At 43.9% G+C, this 21,225-nt stretch carries 20 protein-coding genes; 11 read left to right on the top strand and 9 right to left on the bottom strand.

All coding sequences use genetic code 11. From position 1 onward, the window contains the following. The first annotated feature begins 46 nt into the window (after positions 1-46). A complete protein-coding gene (locus LGO15_RS02130) occupies positions 47-487 on the top strand; it encodes a peroxiredoxin-like family protein (protein WP_226087796.1) in 441 nt (146 codons plus the stop codon). Positions 488-756: 269 nt separating this feature from the next. Here the strand turns inward: LGO15_RS02130 and LGO15_RS02125 are convergent, their stop codons facing one another. From LGO15_RS02125 to abc-f, 4 genes are all read right to left on the bottom strand, one after another. Beyond that, the gene (locus LGO15_RS02125; protein WP_226086498.1) at positions 757-1,248 is read right to left on the bottom strand and encodes a TspO/MBR family protein; all 492 of its coding nucleotides are present in this window, start codon (positions 1,246-1,248) and stop codon (positions 757-759) included. A gap of 1,101 nt (positions 1,249-2,349) precedes the next feature. Continuing rightward, on the bottom strand, positions 2,350-2,487 hold the full coding sequence (locus LGO15_RS02120; protein WP_167832341.1) for a hypothetical protein: 138 nt from the start codon (positions 2,485-2,487) through the stop codon (positions 2,350-2,352). Positions 2,488-2,499: 12 nt separating this feature from the next. Then, positions 2,500-2,955, bottom strand: coding sequence for a DUF2269 family protein (locus LGO15_RS02115; RefSeq protein ID WP_226086497.1), 456 nt, complete (start codon positions 2,953-2,955; stop codon positions 2,500-2,502). Positions 2,956-3,099: 144 nt separating this feature from the next. Then, entirely contained in the window at positions 3,100-5,037 is a 1,938-nt protein-coding gene (gene abc-f, locus LGO15_RS02110) for a ribosomal protection-like ABC-F family protein (protein WP_226086496.1), read from the bottom strand. A gap of 463 nt (positions 5,038-5,500) precedes the next feature. Here abc-f and LGO15_RS02105 point away from each other — a divergent pair, with 463 nt between their 5' ends. Together LGO15_RS02105 and LGO15_RS02100 are read left to right on the top strand one after the other, a co-directional pair. Continuing rightward, positions 5,501-6,421, top strand: a complete 921-nt coding sequence (locus LGO15_RS02105; RefSeq protein ID WP_226086495.1) for a DMT family transporter — start codon at positions 5,501-5,503, stop codon at positions 6,419-6,421. Positions 6,422-6,437: 16 nt separating this feature from the next. Then, the gene (locus tag LGO15_RS02100) at positions 6,438-6,998 is read left to right on the top strand and encodes a cysteine dioxygenase (RefSeq protein WP_226086494.1); all 561 of its coding nucleotides are present in this window, start codon (positions 6,438-6,440) and stop codon (positions 6,996-6,998) included. A 29-nt stretch (positions 6,999-7,027) separates the two neighbouring features. Here the strand turns inward: LGO15_RS02100 and LGO15_RS02095 are convergent, their stop codons facing one another. Next, positions 7,028-7,519, bottom strand: a complete 492-nt coding sequence (locus LGO15_RS02095) for a YehS family protein (protein ID WP_226086493.1) — start codon at positions 7,517-7,519, stop codon at positions 7,028-7,030. 292 nt (positions 7,520-7,811) lie between these two features. Between LGO15_RS02095 and LGO15_RS02090 the strand changes: the two genes are divergently transcribed. From LGO15_RS02090 to LGO15_RS02070, 5 genes are all read left to right on the top strand, one after another. Then, the gene (locus LGO15_RS02090; RefSeq protein WP_226086492.1) at positions 7,812-8,951 is read left to right on the top strand and encodes a metal ABC transporter solute-binding protein, Zn/Mn family; all 1,140 of its coding nucleotides are present in this window, start codon (positions 7,812-7,814) and stop codon (positions 8,949-8,951) included. A gap of 77 nt (positions 8,952-9,028) precedes the next feature. Then, a complete protein-coding gene (locus LGO15_RS02085) occupies positions 9,029-10,024 on the top strand; it encodes a permease (RefSeq protein WP_226086491.1) in 996 nt (331 codons plus the stop codon). Positions 10,025-10,036: 12 nt separating this feature from the next. Continuing rightward, positions 10,037-11,041, top strand: coding sequence for a TIGR03943 family putative permease subunit (locus LGO15_RS02080; RefSeq protein ID WP_226086490.1), 1,005 nt, complete (start codon positions 10,037-10,039; stop codon positions 11,039-11,041). A 191-nt stretch (positions 11,042-11,232) separates the two neighbouring features. After that, positions 11,233-12,195 (top strand): ABC transporter permease subunit, encoded by a 963-nt coding sequence (locus LGO15_RS02075; RefSeq protein ID WP_167832354.1) that lies wholly within the window; start codon positions 11,233-11,235, stop codon positions 12,193-12,195. Next, the gene (locus tag LGO15_RS02070) at positions 12,192-13,094 is read left to right on the top strand and encodes an ABC transporter permease (RefSeq protein ID WP_226086489.1); all 903 of its coding nucleotides are present in this window, start codon (positions 12,192-12,194) and stop codon (positions 13,092-13,094) included. Before LGO15_RS02075 ends, LGO15_RS02070 begins: the two co-directional genes overlap by 4 nt. Before the next feature lie 89 nt (positions 13,095-13,183). On the opposite strand, the gene LGO15_RS02065 is transcribed toward LGO15_RS02070, so the two are convergent. Further along, a complete protein-coding gene (locus LGO15_RS02065; protein ID WP_167832356.1) occupies positions 13,184-13,666 on the bottom strand; it encodes an Lrp/AsnC family transcriptional regulator in 483 nt (160 codons plus the stop codon). Between the two features lie 182 nt (positions 13,667-13,848). On the opposite strand from LGO15_RS02065, the gene LGO15_RS02060 reads away from it, so the two are divergent. Further along, positions 13,849-14,817, top strand: coding sequence for a DMT family transporter (locus tag LGO15_RS02060; protein ID WP_226086488.1), 969 nt, complete (start codon positions 13,849-13,851; stop codon positions 14,815-14,817). 502 nt (positions 14,818-15,319) lie between these two features. After that, on the top strand, positions 15,320-16,624 hold the full coding sequence (locus LGO15_RS02055) for an MFS transporter (RefSeq protein ID WP_226086487.1): 1,305 nt from the start codon (positions 15,320-15,322) through the stop codon (positions 16,622-16,624). 369 nt (positions 16,625-16,993) lie between these two features. On the opposite strand, the gene LGO15_RS02050 is transcribed toward LGO15_RS02055, so the two are convergent. Beyond that, on the bottom strand, positions 16,994-18,004 hold the full coding sequence (locus LGO15_RS02050) for an EAL domain-containing protein (protein ID WP_226086486.1): 1,011 nt from the start codon (positions 18,002-18,004) through the stop codon (positions 16,994-16,996). A 173-nt stretch (positions 18,005-18,177) separates the two neighbouring features. On the opposite strand from LGO15_RS02050, the gene yfkAB reads away from it, so the two are divergent. Further along, entirely contained in the window at positions 18,178-19,299 is a 1,122-nt protein-coding gene (gene yfkAB / locus LGO15_RS02045) for a radical SAM/CxCxxxxC motif protein YfkAB (RefSeq protein ID WP_226086485.1), read from the top strand. Between the two features lie 43 nt (positions 19,300-19,342). Here the strand turns inward: yfkAB and LGO15_RS02040 are convergent, their stop codons facing one another. Both LGO15_RS02040 and LGO15_RS02035 read right to left on the bottom strand, forming a co-directional pair. Further along, positions 19,343-20,443 carry a flavin monoamine oxidase family protein gene (locus tag LGO15_RS02040; protein WP_413231365.1) on the bottom strand — a complete coding sequence of 367 codons (1,101 nt, stop codon included), beginning with the start codon at positions 20,441-20,443 and terminating at the stop codon, positions 19,343-19,345. Between the two features lie 116 nt (positions 20,444-20,559). Continuing rightward, entirely contained in the window at positions 20,560-21,120 is a 561-nt protein-coding gene (locus tag LGO15_RS02035; RefSeq protein ID WP_226086484.1) for a sugar O-acetyltransferase, read from the bottom strand. Between the last annotated feature and the right edge of the window lie 105 nt (positions 21,121-21,225).

The raw sequence follows: 21,225 nt of genomic DNA, 5'->3' as shown, positions 1-21,225 counted from the left end.
AGGCCGGAAAACAATGGTAGTATTTGTCCGCCACCTCGGCTGACCAATCTGCCGACAATACCTTGCGCAGTTGCGCGAGCGAATAAATGAAGTAGAAGCAGCAGGCTACCAGGTCATTGCGGTTGCTCCTTCAAAAGGAACATTTATCAAGCAATTTGTGGACCAGTTCGGGCCATTCCCTTTTCCGATTTTAGGTGACCCTTCGCGGAAAGCGTATCGGGGCATGGGACACAAAACGATGCCGAAATGGAAACTTCTCGCGAAAGCAGGCTTCGGGTTCATTACGGGGCAGGTCAAGGATTTTATACCTAAAGAAGAAAAGCAGAAAGAATTCGTCATGAAATCGATGAAAACACAGGATGTGTATATCCAGGGAGGAACCTGGCTCTATTCAGCACAAGGCAAACTCTTGTGGAAGCATATCGATGAGTCACCAGAGGACCATGCCCAAATCGACGAAGTCTTGGAGCAAATGAAAAAACGCTGATCAGCTTAACCCGCGATCAGCGTTTTTTCTTATCATTTTTATCAGAAGCTTGTTCAAACAACTGTGAAATATAACCTTTTAATTCAAAACCTTCTTCATTCATGAATTCCTTGATTTGTTTCATCTTAATCTACCTCCGTTATTAATATGCTGTTGGTTCTATTATTCCCACTCTAGCAAACTTTTATTCACCCAATTTTTAGAATTATTGGTAGTCTATTAGTTTAGACGGAGGATAGATTAAAATAGTTGCATAATTCAGTAAAAAATTATTCCTTATTCAGTTTCCACATGCTGTAATTGAGCTGAAGCGCATAAGCAACCCATGCTATATACGGCAGCATCAATCGGCCGGCAACTTTATCTTTTTGATAGTATTGATAAGTTGTCAACGTAATCATGCCTAGTAACAAGCCAATCTCCGCAAACGCCGCTCCGCGAAGGTTCCATTTGAAAAATAAGAACGACCAAAGAAAGTTCAATCCAAGCTGGATATCATAAAGAGCCTCCGCGGTGGCAGTCGGTTTCTTCTTCATCGACACCCGGTAATTCGCCAGCCCCATCGTCGCGTACAGGCCTGTCCACATCACCGGAAACACCCACGAAGGCGGCGCATAATCCGGCCTCTCAAGCTTGCGGTACTTCTCCTTCGCCTTCCGGGTCGCAATCAAACCCGTCACCATACCGCCAACAACCGGAATCAGCAGCTCCTTCAGTAGCCTACCCTTATCGACCTTTCCATTTACCGAAAACACACTCATCTAGATCACCTGCCTTTATCATATATTTTCCTATTTTCGAGTGAAAAAACACATGCGAAGGAAATGATTGTGATTTGAGCCACCCATTCATACATCATTTCGCTTATTGCACCCTAACTTGTCTTAATAAATTTGTTTTCTTGACAGCTTTGGGCTTGCTGACCTCAGACCTGTCTTAATTCCTTCATTTTCTTGACAGCTTTGTGCTTGTTGGACCCAAACCTGTCTTAATAACTTCGGTTTCTTGACAGCTTTTTGCTTGTTGAACCCAATCCTGTCTTAATAACTTCGGTTTCTTGACAGCTTTTCGCTTGTTGGATCCAAACCTGTCTTAATTCCTCCGGTTTCTTGACAGCTTTTCGCTTGTTGAACTCAAACCTGTCTTAATAACTTCGGTTTCTTGACAGCTTTTCGCTTGTTGGATCCAAACCTGTCTTAATTCCTCCGGTTTCTTGACAGCTTTTCGCTTGTTGGACCCAATCCTGTCTTAATAACCTCGGTTTCTTGACAGCTTTTCGCTTGTTGGACCCAAACCTGTCTTAATAACTTCGGTTTCTTGACAGCTTTTTGCTTGTTGAACCCAATCCTGTCTTAATAACTTCGGTTTCTTGACAGCTTTTCGCTTGTTGGATCCAAACCTGTCTTAATTCCTCCGGTTTCTTGACAGCTTTTCGCTTGTTGAGCTCAAACCTGTCTTAATTCCTTCGCTTTCTTGACAGCTTTGGGCTTGTTGACCTCAAACCTGTCTTAATAACTTCGGTTTCTTGACAGCTTTTGGCTTGTTGGAACTAAACCTGTCTTAATTCCTTCAGTTTCTTGACAGCTTTGGGCTTGTTGACCTCAAACCTGTCTTAATAACTTCGGTTTCTTGACAGCTTTTGGCTTGTTGAACCCAAACCTGTCTTAAGTTCCTCCTTCTTCTGACAGCTTTCCCTCGTTTAGCGCCAAACCTGGCTTAAGTCCCTCCTTCTTCTGACAGCTTTCATTCTCCTGCCGCCAAACTTGTCCGAACTCAGCCTTCTCCTAATAACTCCCCCGCCCGCAGTCCTAAACAACAAAAAAAGCGCCAGCCAATATGGCTAGCGCTCTCCCTTGATCAACCTATTTTACAAACACATAAGGATTTCCGCCGATGGATTTCCTCATCTCTTCTGTAATGACGATTCTTGTTGGCTGGGTCGCTTCAGCAACCTGTTTGTTTTCTCCGTGTCCATCATAAAACATTGGCTTTGCTTGCATTTTCATTTCCCCCTAGAATGGTTTTGTTGACATAAGTACGATAAGTACAACGGCTGCGACATGAGCGATGCCGTTAAGCTTTGCGGCTTTTCTATCCAGCTGGTGATATTCTGGCGATAATTCGCCGTCGTTGCTGTTCATGACGATATTGACCTGTTTTTCGATTGTCTTTGGAAGCATTCCTGCAACGATAGGCTGAATCAGCACGTATATAATCAATGAGCCGATGAACCATCCTTGTGACCACAATGTTGGGTTGATGATCGCCATTAAAATCCCGCTTGCCAACAGGGTGATCGACCCCACCTTGGCGAATACTTCTATCTTCTTATTAATCTCAAAACATACTTTTGCATTGGTTACTGATTTAGCACCGAACTTGGCGACAACCGGCATTCCAAAGCTCGCTCCTAAACCAACAACGGCCGCGATCACATGAATAAGCACAAATAATCCATATAATGTCACGTAAATCCCCCTAAACCTTTTTACCTATTATTTATACCATAAATATTCCTTTTTAAGGGTAAAAATTACTATATTTCCAACTTATTTATAGTGTTTAATTCACACTAAAAAAAGAAGCATGAAAAAATTCATGCTTCCTCATCCTTACTCACCGGCACTCAGCCACATTTCCATTGCCAGCTCAAGCTCTGTATTCAAATGCTGCTTCCTGCTATACAGCTGATCCAGCTCCTCATAATCCTGTTTGACGCCCATCACCAGATCAAGTTCCATAATTTCTTTTTCCAGGCTTTCAATCCTTTTCAAAAGCTTCGCACCAGGGTCTGGTTTCACTACTCGCTGACCCCTTTCCTTTTTTGCACCCTGGTCAGGTTGCTCGACTCGCTCCATCCTTTTCTCCTTCACACTCGACACCACTTCAAGCTTAGCTTTCTCCCTTTTATAATCATCATAATTCCCTTCATAACTCTTCAAGCCGCCATTCTCAACGCCAATCACGCGCTCACCGATTTTATTGATAAAATAACGATCGTGGGAAATGAAGAAGATCGTTCCCTTAAAATCTTCAAGTGCTGCTTCCAGTGTCTCAATCGTATCGATATCCAGATGATTCGTTGGTTCATCGAGGATCAGCAAATTGATATCCTGGTACATCAGCATCGCCAGCTTCAAGCGAATCCTCTCACCGCCTGACAGGAACTTCACCTTCTTGAAGACACTCTTTTTGTAAAACATGAACTTCGCCAGGTACTCGCGTGCTTTTCCTTCGACAATTGAGATGTCCTCACGGAAACACTCCAACACCGTCAGCTCTTCATTCTTAAACTCGATTTTCTGAGGCAGATAGGCGGCCATCACATTTGCGCCCAACTCAATCACACCTGCGTCCGGCTGTTCTTCACCTAGAAGCATCTTCAGGAAAGTCGTCTTGCCGCTGCCATTCGGCCCAACAAGACCGACCCGCTCACCGTAATGAACCATTAAATCTGCACTATCAAAAATCACCTTATCCCCATAACGCTTGGAGACATCGATCGCCTTGATCGTCTCTTTTCCTGACCTCATACCATCGCTAAAATGAAGCCTCATATTCCTGCGCTCAAAAATCGGTTTATCGATTCGATCCAGCTTATCGAGCTTCTTCTGGATGCTCGCTGCCCGCCTGAAGAATTTGTTATTGTCCGCCCGCAGCGCCCAATCGCGCAGGCTCGTCACCTGATTCTCCATATTATTGATTTTCTTCTGCTGCTCGCGGAACTGATCGTATTGCACCCGCATGTTCTCTTCTTTTTGACTGATAAAAGCAGAATAGTTCCCTCTGTAGCTGATCGTTTCCATATCTTCAATCTCGACGATCTTATTGACGACATTATCAAGGAAATAACGATCATGCGAGACAATCAGCACGATCCCCTTATAATTTTTCAAAAAGCCTTCCAGCCATTCGATCGATTCCATATCGAGGTGGTTCGTCGGCTCATCCAGCAGCAGGATATCAGGCTGGTGTACCAGGATCTTCCCGAGACCCACAGTTGTCTTCTCCCCGCCGCTCAGCAAATCGAAATCCCTCTGTAAAAAGTCCTCGGAAAACTTAAGCCCAGTGCAAACCTTGCTCAGCTTCTCCTCCTGGTCATATCCTCCTCTTGCTTCGTATAAATTCACAAGATCACTATATTTATTGAGCGCTTTTTCCAGAGCACCATCTTCCAACACCTGCATCTGTCCCTCTATCTCGCGCATCTCTTTTTCAATCCCGTGAACCTCTTCAAAAGCAAGGTTCAGCACATCGATTACTTTCAATCCGGCCGGATAAGATGGCATCTGCTCAAGGTAAGCAAAAGACGCTCCTCTAGGGCGATGAATCAGGCCCTCATCATATCCCGGGCTTGATGTCTGAGGGTAGCCGGGATAATAATGCATCCTCTCGATTCCGGCAATCACTTTGAGAACCGTGCTTTTTCCGCTTCCGTTCGCGCCTACGATTCCTACCTTTTCCCCTTCGAATGCTTCCAATGTAAAATTGTTCACGACCAGCGTCGCTTCCATATATTTTTTGATTCCGTGCACTTTCAGTTCTAACATATCCATTCCTTCTTTCATCCATAATGAAGCTACGCTTTTATGGACAGCCAAGAAGAACTCATTTACTATTCGATTTTTTCCATATAAAAAAGACCGTAGAAATCCCCTACAGTCTTGAATCAACATTTTCAGCAAGCACAAATAAGCCTATGCCAAAAAATCCGTATCATGATTCAGTAAAGTAAGTTTTCTTCTAATTGCTGTAATTCCATAAAGAGCATAACGAAATAAACCTATGCATATAGGCTTTTTACACTCTGTACAAAATCCCTTATTAATAAAATTAATAATTAGCAATTAGATGTTGGTTCCATAAACTTACTTTCCCTCCTTAACCATTTGCTTCATTATCTCAGTTTTACATTATTTTGTAAATAACACTGGATAATTTTTCATGATTCTTCTTCCTCCAAAACAAGCATAGGATGGTAAAAAACTTGTCCGCCAGAAAGGATTCCGTGCCATGATCCCGTTTCGAACCAAGGTTACCGCATCTGTTTATGCCTTATTATCGATCAGTTTTTGGGGAGTTTCCTTTGTTTCAGCAAAAGCAGTACTCGGGAAGCTTGACCCCTATTCCCTATTGGTGCTTCGCTTTGGCATCGGTGCTTTGTTTTTATTGTTTATCCTTTTATTAAATCGTTATACTTTGCGGATTTCGATCAGATACATTCCTCATTTGGTAGTCCTCGGAATTCTCGGTGTATTCATTCACCAAGTCCTGCAGGCAACAGCCTTGTTAACAATCAATGCTTCATCGGCCGGATGGCTCATTTCGTTCTCTCCGATTTTCACCGTTCTGCTGTCGGTCCTTTTTTTGCATGAAAAGATGGATCTAAAGAAAGGAATTGGAATGGTGGTCGCTATAGCAGGTGTCTTTCTTGTCACCACTACCCGGAGCGGCCATTCCTTCGAATTCGCCTTGAACATCGGTTTCATTTTGATGATCCTGAGCACACTGAACTGGGCAGTCTATTCCATCCTGTTAAAAAGGCTGCAAATTCCCTATCCGGCTCTTTTGGTGACATTTTACATGAGCTTGATCGGCTTTATGCTCACCCTCCCTTTTATCATCCGCAATAAAGGCTGGGAATCCCTGCCCTTGCTGACACAGACAGAGTGGGCACATCTTCTTTTCCTGGCGATATTCGTGTCTGGAATTGGCTATTGGTATTGGGGAAAGGCGCTGGAGGTATTGGATGCTTCAAGGGTGTCCACGTTCATCTACCTCGAGCCTTTGGTCACCCTGATTGCCGCCATCTTTCTTTTACATGAAAAATTTATCCTCATAAGTGCCATTGGCGGAATCATAATTATTATAGGAGTGGCCATTGTCAATGGCGGACTTGCGCGCTTACTGGCGAGCACGATTTTAAAAAAATGAAGAAGGAGGGAGTGCCATGACTTTAAAACTTCAGGCAAAAAATGTGTTAGATGAATTACAAAACCCATCGAGACAAGAGATGAAGGAAGCGCTGGAGGAGCTCAACCTGTCTATAGATGAGTTGATGCCGTTCCTTCAGTCATCTTCCGGAAAGCCTTATTACCGGAAGCTCCTTTATAAAAGCGAGGATGTCGAGCTGCTCGTGATGAACTGGTCGGATTTAGAATGTGCTCCCCATGACCACGGGAACTCCCATGGATGGATCTACGTGCTGAATGGGACTTCCATCAACTCCGTCTACGAGGTCAAAAACAACAAACTTCCTAAAGAGCTATTCAAAGAGTATCATCATCAAGGCCAACTCTTTTTTGCCCCCCAAAAAGGTGTCCATAAAATGCAGGCTGGCACCCCAGAGGGACTCGTCACTCTCCACCTCTACTCCCCGCCAATCAGCGGCATGAAAGTTTACGACCTTGAAAAATGCGCAGCCTGTATCGTATCCGATGATTGCGGAGCATGGTGGCCAGATGAACAGCGTCAGCAACTGAAAGAAATTAAGCTAAAAAAAGAAGCATAGGGGCATCATTGCACCCTATGCTTCACTCCCTATTCCCTATACTTCAGAGCCAGTCCCTTCAGGAAATTACGTGCGAATTTATCGCCGCATTCCCTGTAGTTTTTATGCCCCTCTTTTCGTAAAATAGCACCCAGCTCGCCTTTTGAAACACGCACTCCGGCAAGATCAAAGATTTCAAGCATATCCTCGCTCGTCATGGCCAGGGCAATCTTCACCTTTTTCAATAGCTGGTTATTCACACTCTCTCCAGTCAATGGCGGAGTGCCAGTCTCCCCAGGACGCTTTCCTCTTTTAAAAGTAACAAGCCCATTCAAGAACTGCTCCATCATCGCATTGTTGACTCTTATGTAGCCCTCTGGGACAATCTCTTCACCATATTCATCTTCATCTATCCTCTGCAGCATCATGCGGACATCGTCCTTCGAAACGTTCACGCCGCCAAGCTTGAAGATTTCCACCATATCAGTATCTTTAATATCCAGTCCGTAACGCAAACGGATCATTATGTCATTGTTAAGCATGAAAAAACCTCCTATTGAAAGCTGTACCATTAGTATTCCCGATTACCTACTGCAGTCTACCATTAAATGATGAAAAAGCCTATTCTTTTCAATCCCAAAGTGCACCAATTCCCGGTTTTAGAACGAGGATTTATATTTACATTAAACATCAGCCCTGGAATTCTAACACCATTATCCTTAAAAAAAAAACAAATCGTAATGATTACGAAAATCATTTACAAATGCAAATTCCTGTTTTAAACTTTAAATCGTAATCATTTCGATTAACAAAAATTTGGTTAAGGAGTTCACTATGAAAATTACTAAGCTTTCACTTGGTTTACTGCTGTTAGTGGGTTTGACACTAGCCGGCTGCTCTTCCAGCAAGGAATCGGCCAACAAAATTAATTCAGAAACTTCTAAGCTGACGGTCTATACAACGATCTACCCTCTTCAGGATTTCGCGGAAAAAATTGGCGGGGAATTCGTGGATGTAGAAAGCATCTATCCTCCGAATGTAGACGCCCACAGCTTCGAACCAAGCACGAAGGATATGATGAAGCTTGCTGAAGCAGATTTATTCATTTATTCCGGTGCGGGAATCGAAGGATTTGCGGAAAAAGCCGAGCAAGCCTTAAAAAACGAAAAAGTTAGAATAGTAAAAGCAGCAGAAAACGTGGAAATGATCGAATCCTCCCATAAGCATTCCCATGAAGGAGATGCCGCCCACTCCGATGATGAGCACCATGACGATGAAGCCGCTCACTCTGATGAAGAGCATCATGACCATGAAGCAGTTCACTCCGGTGAAGAGCATCATGACGATGAAGCCGCTCACTCCGATGATGAGCATCATGACGATGAAGCCGCTCATTCTGAAGAAGAGCACCATGACGGTGACGCTGCACACTCGGAGGAGCATCATGATCAAAACTTAGATCCACATATTTGGCTTGATCCTATCCGCTCTATTAAACTGGCATCAAATATCAAAGATTCCTTAATTGAGCTGATGCCTGATCGTCAGCAGGAATTTGAACAGAATTTCGCGCAGCTAGAGAAAGCGCTAAAGGAATTGGACAATGAATTCAAAGATGTGATTGACCAGGCTGAACACAAGCATTTGCTTGTCGCCCATGAAGCCTATGGGTACTGGGAAAATAGGTATGGAATCATCCAAATAGCTGTAAACGGGCTTTCTCCTACACAGGAGCCTTCCCAAAAAGAATTAACTAATTTAATTGAAGAAGCAAAAGAGCATGATCTGAAATACATTGCATTTGAACAAAATGTTTCTTCCCGCGTGGCAGAAATGATTCAAAAGGAAATCGGAGCTGAGACAGTTACCCTGTATAACCTGGAATCCATCTCGATCGAAGATATGAAGAATGAAGAGGATTATTTCAGCCTGATGCGAAAGAATCTTCAGACGCTGGAAAAAGTTTTAAATTAATTGTCTTTTTACTAGAATATGCATAACTCTTCTATTCAACTTATATAATCTAGTAAACGTAAAAATAGGAGGAAAACATGATTCGATTAATCCGATCCAATCTTATGGATATTACAGGGTTTGCTGTCATTCTTGCATTTCTGATGCTGTTAAGCCTGGGGATGGGGTTTCAAAATAAGCTGGAGATTCCGTCTTCCATTCTTAATTTGAATACAATATTCCTCAGTATTTTAATAGAAGCCTTCCCGTTCGTCCTGATTGGTGTGCTGATTGCGGGAATGATCCAGATTTTCGTTACGGAAGAACATATAAGCAGGTGGATTCCTAAGAACAAATATTTGGCGATTGTCATGAGCTGTAGTGTCGGTGCTCTTTTCCCTGCCTGCGAATGCGGAATTGTACCAATCATCCGAAGGTTAGTTGGCAAAGGGGTACCAATAGCAGCTGCGATTGGCTTCATGCTGACAGGCCCCCTTATCAATCCGATTGTCATTGCGTCTACATACATGGCTTTTGGCAACGATGTTAAAATTGCTGCGCTTCGAATGGGATTAGGATTTGCCATCGCGATTCTTGTTGCCTTTATGGTTGGGATGATTTTCAAAGGAACGCAGTTCAAAAAAAGCACCTCATTGCCTATCCATAGCAATTCTGGAAATCAGTCCTTTTTCGAAAAATTCTGGGCCATGCTCCAGCATTCGATTGATGAGTTTTTCGACATGGCCAAGTATCTGATCATCGGTGCATTCCTGGCAGCTTTAGTTCAGACTTATATGCCGGCGAAAACTTTATTGGAAATTGGCAGTGGTGCTGCATCCTCACTAGCTGTCATGATGGGACTGGCGTTCTTCCTGTCCCTTTGCTCTGAAGCAGATGCCTTCATTGGGGCTTCTTTCAGCAGCATCTTTCCTTCAACGTCAATCCTTGGTTTCTTGATTTTCGGTCCAATGATTGACTTGAAAAATACGCTGATCATGATGAGTGTGTTCCGGTTTAAATTTGTCATGACCGTCCTTGCGCTCGTCGCTGGGACTGTATTCACTATTCTCATGCTGTTTGGCGGCATGCTATAGGAGGTCTTGTCCATGCAATTCCATGCACAGCAGGCGGCAAGGTCACTGATCCTGCTCGGATTTTCCGTCTTGATTTATATGCTGCATTTTACAGGAAAGATTTATTTATTCATCAATCCAAAGTATTTGCTTTTAAGCCAGGCAGCCGCGTTCCTATTTTTGCTCCTATTTTTCATCCAGATTACACGAGTCTGGACAATAAAAGGGGCACATGGCCACGACTCCTGCAGTCATGCGGGCGAATGCTGCGCTCATGATGATCACCATGATCATTTTCATGACCATGGGACAACACCTTTTTCGGCAAAAAAACTGGTGTCCTACTTGATTATCGTCCTCCCCCTGCTATCAGGCTTCATGCTGCCAGCAAAGGTTCTCGACTCTGCGATTGCAGATAAAAAGGGCGCAATGCTGTCAATTGCGGGTTCTAGCAAGAGCGGGCAGGGAAACCGGGCAAAAAGTGAAAAAACAGAACAGGCAGATAGCCAGGGAATTGGAGATGACAATCAGCCGCCAGAGAATAGTGATGATCAGGCTGGACAAGGCTCTGCCATACCCGAAGGCACTGAGGCAGCTACAGGTTATGAAAATCTCATGACAGATGAAGAATACAATAAAGAGATGAAAGAATTGGAGTCAGAATCGACCATCTTTTTCAATGACAGTATCTATTCATCCTATTATGAAGCTATCAGCTCCAACATCGATCAGTATCAGGGCCGGAAGGTAAGCCTCTATGGCTTCGTTTATAAAGAGGAAGGATTTGCCGAAAACCAGCTGGTCGTATCACGTTTCCTGGTCACCCACTGTGTCGCCGATGCCAGCATCATTGGATTTTTGTCAGAATTCCCGGATGCAGCAACAATTGAAAAGGACACATGGATTAAAATAGAAGGTGTCATCGAAACAGGGTCATACATGGATACCCCTATCCCCCTTGTAAAAGTCTCTAAATGGGAGATTACTGAAGAACCAGAAGTTCCATATTTATATCCTGTCAGCATTCAAAGAAATTAAACAACGAGCCTTGATTCCAGAAATTGAATCAAGGCTTGTTTGATGCAGTGAATTGTTCGTTAAACACTACTTTTTTGCGATTTACATATGACAAATCTATAAAATAAGAAGGGCGTGTCATCTGGGAGGAATTTCCTAATAATAAGGAGAATACATATAGATAATCTTCATTAACCATAAGGATGATTAAATTGCAGCTTATTTTTAAATTAGGGAAATTACTATTCATGTGGATTTTTGTCGCAGTTTTTTTAATATTGCTGGTAATGATGCCGAGAGGAAACCCGGATATTGACCATTCCCTTTCAAGGCAGGAAATGACAGACCAGTATGGCGAGCAGATGCAGACTCTCCAATGGGAGACATATAAAGAGAACATCCTTCAAACATTCAAAAACGCCATCGCGGATAAAAGCCTTGGGCAAACTGTCCACTTGCTCAGTGTGGAGGAAGAGGTGTGGCGCTTTTTTAAAAAGAGCCTTGTTCTCCTGATTCCCAGCTTATTCATCAGCTTGATTTTCGGTGTCATGAAGGGAATCTTTGATTTTAGATTTTCCAAAGGACTTGCTAGTTTACCGGGGCAGCGAACGACTTCACTGTTGTTGTCCATGCCTGATTTCTTTGTGATCATATCGGTACAGATCGGACTGATGATACTGGTCACTTACGGATTTCCGCATATAGATGTGTATGGAAGTGAAACTCTATCAAACAAGCTGCTCGGGATCTTCTTTCTATCCATGTATCCGCTTGTTTATATCGCAAGGGTCACCCAGTCTGTCTTGCAGGCTGAGGCTGGGATGGATTACATAAGGACCGCCATGAGCAAGGGAACCTCATCGAACAAGATTATATTCATCCATATGCTCGGCAATGGCTGGCTGAAAATATTAAGCCATTTGAACACCATCACCTTATATCTTCTTTCGAATCTGTTTATCGTTGAATTTTTGACTGGGTACAGGGGCGGTGCCTATCGTTTCTTCCGCGCCTTCGAGGTAAAACCTGTATTCACCATTGGCGCAAAAATGGAAATTGAAATTCCGATCATTATCGAATATATCCTGATTTTCACCTTTATCGTACTTCTGAGCCAAATGGCCAGTACGATTGCTTCGGACCGGCAATTAAGGAAAGAAGGGAACGAAGTATGATGAAAAATCCTAAACTTTTAATCGGAACGATTTTTATGATCGCGCTATTTTTCTTTGGAATTTTCGGCCCCTACCTCCCGTTTGTGGACAAAGACCTGTCAATGGTGGGATCCAGGGTAATAGATGGCGATATCAAACTTCCGCCATTTCCACCTTCAATCGAAAACCTATTCGGCACGGACAGAAAAGGAATTGATTTATTGAGCCGGATCATTCTAGGGACTCGCGAGGTGCTCATCGTCCTTTTCAGTGTCGTCCTCTTAAGATATCTCGTTGCGATTCCTTTAGGTGTGTTTTCTCTTTATTCCAGGGGTGTTAAATGGGTACAGGATTTCCTCAATAAATTCCTATCATTTGTACCGCCAGTTTTCATGGTCATCCTGATTGTCAATATGCCCATACTCGTGTACTCAGAGCATCGTTACTATATCGTGATAGGCATCATTGCCTTGTTGGAGGCTGGCCGGGCCGCTGAAAAGATTCATCTTCAGGTACAGTCCATTTCGCAAAAACCTTATATTGAAGCTGCGATTACAACAGGGTCTGGTCCAGTCACACTTTTTAAAAGATACTATGTACCTGCGTTAATCCCTGAATTAATCGTCAGCGTATTTCTTGAATTAGGCCGCACCATGTTCCTGATTGGCCAGCTCGGAATCGTAAAAATCTATCTATCTCATAAACTCCAAGTAATCGAGGCCCAAACCAGCATCGTTGTAGAAGTACAAAACACTTCAAATGCTTGGCCATTACTTTTTTCAGACATCCTTCAGGATATTTTTGTCTATCCCTGGATCCCATTCGTGGCTTGTGTCATCATCACCATTGTCATCCTGGGATTCTTCACTCTGGCCGATGGACTGAGAAAACATTTTCAAAAAGGATATGAGTACTTATGACATGAGGGTGTCCCAAAAGTATAAACTTTTGGGCACTCTCTTTATTTTATTTCCGTTCCAGGCGCTTAGATTTCATAGATTTAATATTTTCACTCATGTCCATGTATCGGCAACACCGTAGAATCCTTGATTTCCCTTAGTGCCAGACTTGTTTGAATTTTGGTTATGCCCAATTCATTCAACTTTCTAATGAAAATTTCCAGCCCCTTGCGATCCTTGCAGGCAACCTTTAGCAAATAGTCATATTCCCCCGTTAAGCAATGACATTCTAAAACTTCCTTCATCGATTCCAATGTCGCTTCCAGGGATTCAAGCTTTTCAGCCTGGTGCATATTTGTGCTCATAAAAACGAAGCAGAGTAAATCAAAGCCAAGCTTCTCGTGGTTTAAAATCGCGACCTGCTTTTTGATATATCCTTCTGATTCCAACCTTTTGATTCTTGCATGAACAGCTGGCGCAGATAAATTCACACGCTTTGATAGTTCAAGATTGCTTAGCTGCGCATCCTTTTGAAGCAAATCCAGTATTCTTATGTCCACATTGTCCAAAACCTTGCTTACAATCGATTCCATGATCCATACTCCCTTTTCAATTATTCCAAAAATACGGCAAACAACTACCAGAAAATGAATTTTTAAAACCGAAATCCTACAATACTTTTATTTATTTCGAATTACTTAAATTATACAAAATATTCTTCTGTCATTTAAGTAAAATGTTAAAATAATTCATATGAACAATGTCATTGTGCACAATGGCTCTTTTGGAAAGGGAGCTAAATGACGTGAAATATTATTTCTTATTACTTCTGACCAGCTTTCTTTGGGGCGGTAATTTTATCGTGGGGAAAACGCTAGTTGAACATGCTTCCCCTGCCACTTTGACTATTCTCAGATGGGCCATCGCAATTATCTGTCTGATTCCGCTTGTCTGGTGGAAAGAAAAAAAGCTGATTCCTCCAAAAAAAGCCATTCTTCCATTATTCTTAATGGGGATCACCGGGGTGGCCTTGTTTCAGGCATTACAATTCATGGCCCTGGAAAAAACCTCGGCCACGAATGTCGGTTTGATCTCGACATTAAACATGTTTTCCATCGCTGCATTCTCTTTCTTTTTTCTAAAAGAGAAAATAAACTCTCTACAGTTCTTTTCAATGCTTGTCTCACTATTTGGCGTTTTGCTCGTTCTGTCAAAAGGAAATTTCGAGTTATTGTTTTCATTGCAATTCAATACTGGGGATCTCTATATGATGGCCGCTGTGGGCATGTGGGGAATATATTCCGTTTGCAGCAAGTGGGCGATGGCAACTGTCACACCGATGATGTCCATTCTCTACTCTGGCATATTTGGCCTTCTCGTCCTCCTGCCTTTTAATACTACTGAATTCACGGTAAGAACTATCAATGCACCATTTATTCAATCTATTTTATATACAGGCCTGATTTCAACAGTCCTTTGCATGGTTCTCTGGAATATCGGAGTGAACAAACTCGGACCAAGTACCGCCGGGCTGTTCCTTAATTTCAATCCCATCTTTACTGCCGTTTTAGCCTTCGCCTTTTTAGATGAGAAAATGACCTGGACCCAGGCCGCCGGCAGCGTCATCGTCATCGCAGGCTGTTTCTTATTTACCATCCTAAAAAACAAACCTGTTACTTCAAAAGAAAAGCAGCTGGCCATTCCTGCACCTATTTTAGCTGGCGAGCCAATCAATCATAGGTAATAACAGAAAACAGCCTTATCCATAATCGGATAAGGCTGTTTTCTGTTATTGATTCCATTTGAGTTAGTCGATATATTGCTAAAAGTGGTCGATATATCCTTAAATATGGTCGATAAAATCAAAAATCCGCTGATATATTATGAAATGTGGTCGATATATTGGAAATTTCGCCAATAAAAGTAAATGTTGAAGCCAAATACCATGACTCATATGGAATGATTCACCCGCCACTTTTCTTCATCTTCCCCTCCGTTAACGTAAAAGCCCCCCTTTCGGTCACTAATCTTTAAACCAGACCTCAATTTTCCGTTATTCGAAAAAACAAAAACCCCAATAGGTGTTTTCCCTTACCTGTTCCCTACTTCCTGTCAAAAAATGTTCAAGACTTTTTGACAGAATTGTGATGGTGTTCTCAGATGTGAGGTTCGTCACACCTCGCATGTGATATAAATGGTTTATTAATCTTGTAAACACCCATTCAAAAATATATGGAGGAATTAAAATGGCACGCATAAATAAATGGAATCCTGAAGACGATGGTTTTTGGCAATCCGAAGGCAAGAAGCATGCCCAACGGAATTTATGGATCTCTGTTCCTTCCTTGATGCTCGCGTTCATAGTCTGGCAAATTTGGTCTGTAGTCGCAATTCGCTTGAATGATATTGGTTTTAGTTTTACTGATCAGCAGCTTTTCACTTTGGCAGCAATGCCTGGTCTTGTAGGTGCAACTTTACGATTTGTGTACACTTTCGGCGTAGGTATGATGGGTGGACGTAACTGGACGGTCCTCACAACTGCAGTCCTTGCCATTCCGGCTGTCGGTATTGGATTCGCCGTTCAGAATCCAGAAACACCTTACTCAGTGATGCTTTTGCTTGCTGCACTTTGCGGCCTTGGTGGCGGAAACTTTTCAAGTTCTTCATCCAACATCAGTTTCTTTTTCCCGAAAAAAGCACGTGGAACCGCGCTTGGCATTAACGGCGGTTTAGGTAACATGGGTGTATCAGTTGTTCAATTCGTTACTCCACTGATCATCACGACTGGAACTTTCGCATTTGTTGCTGGCGATGGACAGCAATTGTCTAACGGCCAGGAAGTATGGCTTCAAAACGCAGCGTTCATCTGGCTGATCCCAATCGCAATCGTTACAATTGCAGCATGGTTCGGCATGGATAACCTGCCTGGCACAAAGCAATCATTCTCAGACCAGTTCGTCATCGTAAAAAGAAAGCACACTTGGATCATGACTTGGCTTTACGTGGCAACATTCGGTTCATTCATTGGATACTCAGCGGCATTCCCGCTATTGTTGAAATCTCAATTCCCTGAATATATCTCTTTAGCATTCTTAGGCGCATTTCTTGCTGCAGCATCCCGTCCAGTAGGCGGATGGCTGGCTGACAAGATGGGTGGCGCGAAGCTGACAGCAATCGTATTGGCTGTCATGATGGCTGGTGCAGGAAGCGTCATTTACTTCCTTGGCACTAAGCAGTTCGGCGGCTTCCTGGCTTCATTCTTGATCTTGTTCATCGCTTCCGGAATCGGATCTGGCTCAACATTCCAGATGATCCCTGGAATTTTCGTCCCGAAAGAAGCTGCACCAGTACTTGGTTTCACAGCTGCATTCGCAGCCTACGGATCATTCTTGATTCCAAAGCTGTTCGGCTGGTCCGTCAATATTTCCGGAGGTTATGCGCCAGCATTCTTTATCTTCATCGGCTTCTATGTACTGTCGATCATCCTCAACTGGTACTACTACCAGAGAAAGACTTCAGATGCACTCATTGCAGTAAAAGAGACTGCATAAGAACTTCAAAAGCCTTGCCCGGTCAATATGGGCAAGGCTTTATTTTTATTTCATGCTGCTCTATGTAAGACTAAAAAAAGCAATAATAACTCCAACAAATCCGGTATAAATTCAGCGATGAAAACACCTCTGTTTCACATGTTTGAAATATAAACGGAAGAATTTCTCTTAAATTGGAAACGACCCTTATTTCCTTAAGAATAAGAGTCGTTTTTCCGTTAATTTCATTCAAATCGATGGATTTTGTCCTTTTTACAGCAGTTAACCGGAATATCTCCGCTAATTGCTGCTTCTAAAGACCCCTTTGATGACAATAGTCGGAAATTCTCCGCCTATGTATTCTCCTACTTATATCAACAATGTACGATTTTAAGAAAGCTGGTGTTCCAGAGCTTTTTTAAGGTTCTCAGCTGGTGCAGGTCTCCCGAAAAGATACCCCTGGAATAGCTTGTAGCCCTTTTCTTTTAACCAGTCAAAGTCTTCCTGCTCCTCGATTCCCTCGGCCAGCGGTACTGAACCAAGCTTTACGGCTTCTGCTAAAAATGCGAGTGCCGTCTGCTGTTTTTGCTGGTCATTGGAAACTCCCTGGACATATTTCATATCCAGTTTCATATAATGCGGCTGCAGCTCGGCAAGCAACTCCAATGTACTATACCCCTCGCCTACATCATCCAGTGCATAGCGGAACCCCTTTTCTTTGTAAAAAGCCAGGATCCGTTTCAAATGATCTGTGTCTTCCACATTTTCCGTTTCCACGACTTCAAAGACTAGACGGCCCGGGTGCACTCCTAAGCGATTAGCCAGCAACGTGGTCGACCTCAAACAGAATTCCGGTGAATAAATGGAGGTCGGAATGAAATTAATAAAAACCTTTTTATCTGTAAAAGCTGCCGCCCTTACTGCAGCCATCCGGCAAATTCGGTCAAGTGCATACAATCGGTCCCTTTTCCTAGCCGCCCCAAAGATTTCCCCTGGATAAATAATTGACCCATCTTCACTATGGAATCTGGCCAGCATCTCATACGCATAAACTTCCCCTGCTCCATCAAGGATCGGCTGAGCGTGACAGGTCACCAACTCTTTACGGATTACCTCATCAATCCATTGGCTCTCGAGGACATCTTCCGCTTCAGCGACCAGCAGCCAGTCCTTGCCTTCCAGCCGGAAAAAAACCCTCTCCGACTCCATATGGTCCCGGCAAAAATCAAGGAAATCCCTCATGCCTGATTCCTTTACCGCCAATGAATCATCTTTAACCCAGAGCAATTCGCCATTACGTTCCATTTGCTCAATGACTTCAGGAAAGATGAACAAATTACGTTCTCCATCCACCTTGATCTCAAACTGCAGACTCCCAACCGAACATGCATTACACTTCATGGATTTTAGCTTCCTCTCAAGTTAGTTATTTATCACTATATCATTAATAGGTAAAATGAACCAACGGCAAAGAAAGCTGCAACCTGTAAAAATAGGGGGAGAGGAATAGTCGATTGTACGGCGCTCATGTATAATGTAATGGTTTTTCCAAACTACTGACTAAGGAGCCAATCATGTCATACATACAAACCATTTCCCCTCAACACGACCCCTGGGAAGCATATCTTGATGTTGAACAATATGGCAGCCCTCAACTCACCAATATTGAATTCACGACGACAACCCTTTGCAATATGCGCTGCGAGCATTGCGCTGTCGGCTATACATTGCAGACCAAGGACCCTGCCGCACTTCCCTTGGAGCTGCTTTTGCACCGTTTGGAGGAAATCCCGAAGCTCCGGTCTTTGAGCATTACCGGCGGAGAGCCGATGCTTTCCCTTTCTTCTGTAAAAAATTATGTTGTGCCGATTTTGAAATATGCTTCTGAACGTGGCGTCCGGACGCAAATCAATTCCAATTTAACAATGGACCTTTCGCGGTATGAGTTGATCATTCCCTATTTGGATGTTCTCCATATCTCCCACAACTGGGGTACTGTCGATGACTTCGTTCAAGGCGGTTTTGCGATGATGGAAAAGAAGCCTGACTACCAGCAGCGCGAGAAATATTTTACAAGAATGATAGAAAACAGTAGAGAGCTCGTCAAAGCCGGAGTCATGGTGTCAGCAGAAACCATGCTCAACAAACGCACCTTGCCTTATCTTGAAAAAATACACAGGCAAATCGTTGATGAAATGCAGTGCCAGAGGCATGAGGTGCACCCTATGTATCCTAGCGATTTTGCCAGCAGCCTGGAATCGCTGACGCTTGAAGAAACTCGCCATGCCATCCACCATCTGCTCGACATTCGTGATGAAAATGTGTGGATGTTGTTCGGAACGCTGCCTTTTTACGCCTGCAGCAGCAATAAGGAGGACCTGGAACTCCTGAAACGTCTATACAGCAGCAAGAACGTCACCGTCAGGAACGATCCAGATGGACGTTCACGTCTTAATGTGAATATTTTCAATGGCGATATCATCGTCACCGATTTCGGCGACACCCCTCCGCTAGGCAATATCAAGGACACGAGGCTAGAAGACGCCTATCAAAAATGGCAGGAATCCGAAGTCGCCAAGCAGCTAAGCTGCCACTGCCCCGCTGTATCCTGCCTGGGCCCAAATATACTCGTAAAAAACAGCTACTACCAGGAGACCGACTTCAGCAAGAGGCATCATAACATCACTAAATACTAATGTTAAAAAGGCCCGATCCCTATTGGATCAGGCCTTGTTCCTATCATAAAGCTTTCATTGCTTCAGCTGCTGCTCGCTCTGCTGCTTGAAGTGCGCCTTCCAGATGCCCTCCATGTCCAGATGCTGTTTCTGTACCCGCGAAAACAACTTTGTTTTCCCACGAAATCATTCCTGCCGGCAGGCCATATTCCGGGAAAGCGGTCAATGGTTGTGCATCTTCCTCCACAGCTGTTGCCTGATCGCTCGCCCAATCTTTGTAAAATAGAGCTAGAGGTTTTTCTGCTGAAGGGCCAAAGAGCCGTGTCAATTGTTCGGTGACCAGCCTCAATATCTGTTCCTCACCAAGATCCTGTCGCAATTTGGGCGGAATGCCGAAAAAGCCAAAAAGTGCGCCATATTCTTTGTCAGGCGAGGCGTCATGGAGTTCCTGCAACGGACCTGCCCAGCTGGTAACCTGTCCGGAAAGGCCGTCCTCTCTCCAAAATGGCCGATCATAAACCGCAACCACTTTCGCCTGTCCACCCATCCACGTTGGTTTGTCTTTCAGGCTGGCTCTAAGTTCATCTGGGAGTGTCGGTGAAAAAGCAATCCTTTCCGCAACGATTCTAGGCGGCAATGCCAGGATCACAGCTCCTGCAGAGATGGTCTTCACGGTTCCATCAATCCCCTCAGCTACTATTGTGACTCCGCCAGCTTCATCCAGTTGGATGGCTTTTACCTCGGTATTCAATTCAACACTGCCATCTGGAAGCGATGCTGTCATGGCCTCCACAAGGGATTGAACACCTCCGGCCAGCCTTACAGATCTCTCAACAGCACCATCCGGAAGGACATGCCGCTGCACAGGACCAGATTGCGATTGTTCAAAAAGCATGGCTCCTGCGGTATGCTGATCTATCGTCGGCAGCCCAAGGTCTTTGACCAATTTCGTGATGATAGGCTCATGATCCGGCCAGAACCAGGTGGGACCTAAATCATACCTGCCCAGCTCTGGCCTATCTTTGGATGCCAAACTCAAAACCCTGCCCCCGATTCGACTCCGCGCCTCCAGCACTCTGCAGCTTATTCCTTTTGAAACAAGCAAAGCAGCAGCCCTAAGCCCGGACAGCCCAGCTCCGACAATCACGACCGGTTGCTTCATCATGGTTTCCTCCATTTATTAATACCTCGTTTCAGATGAGATCCAAGAATGTACATTTCGTCACACATTTTTTATCCAAAGCAAGATCAAGTCTTCCCACAGTTCCAGCTTAGACCTGCTTACAGTTCAATCTTCTTGATCACCCTGGCTGGATTTCCGCCAACTACCACGCTATCCGGCACATCCTTCGTCACGACTGCCCCTGAAGCAATCACGGCATTGTCACCAACCGTCACTCCCGGGTTGATGATGGCACTTCCGCCAATCCAGACATTGTTTCCAAACGTAATCGGCTTCGCATATTCCCGTCCCGAATTCCGTTCAGTTGGGTCAAGCGGATGGGTGGCTGTATAGATTTGAACACCTGGTGCAAGCATACAATTGTCGCCAAAACGGACTTCACAAACATCGAGGATCGTACAGTCGAAATTGGCAAAGAAATTCTCGCCGACATGAGTGTTATAGCCATAATCGAACCGTATATTGGGCTCCATCACGACCGTTTCCCCTGTTGAACCGAGCAATTCCTTTAATAACTTCGTCCGTTTTTCGCCTTCCGTTTCTAATGTTTGATTATAGAGCCTCACTTTTCGCCTTGCTTCCTCACGCTCTTTTACCAATACCGGGTCTGCAGGGTTGTACATTTCCCCTGCCAGCATCTTTTCTTTTTCAGTTTTCATGTTGATGACCTGCTTTCCAATCAAGTGTAGAAGACGTCAAAAAAAATGGAAGCGAAAGGAACGTCCCCTTTGCTTCCATTTTATCAATAGTAGCGAAACTTATAA

It is taken from the genome of Mesobacillus sp. S13 (assembly GCF_020422885.1).
Taxonomy (GTDB): Bacteria; Bacillota; Bacilli; order Bacillales; family Cytobacillaceae; genus Mesobacillus; species Mesobacillus selenatarsenatis_A.
The sequence above is the reverse complement of the archived record's forward strand: the minus strand, read 5'-3'. Positions and strand labels throughout refer to the sequence as shown.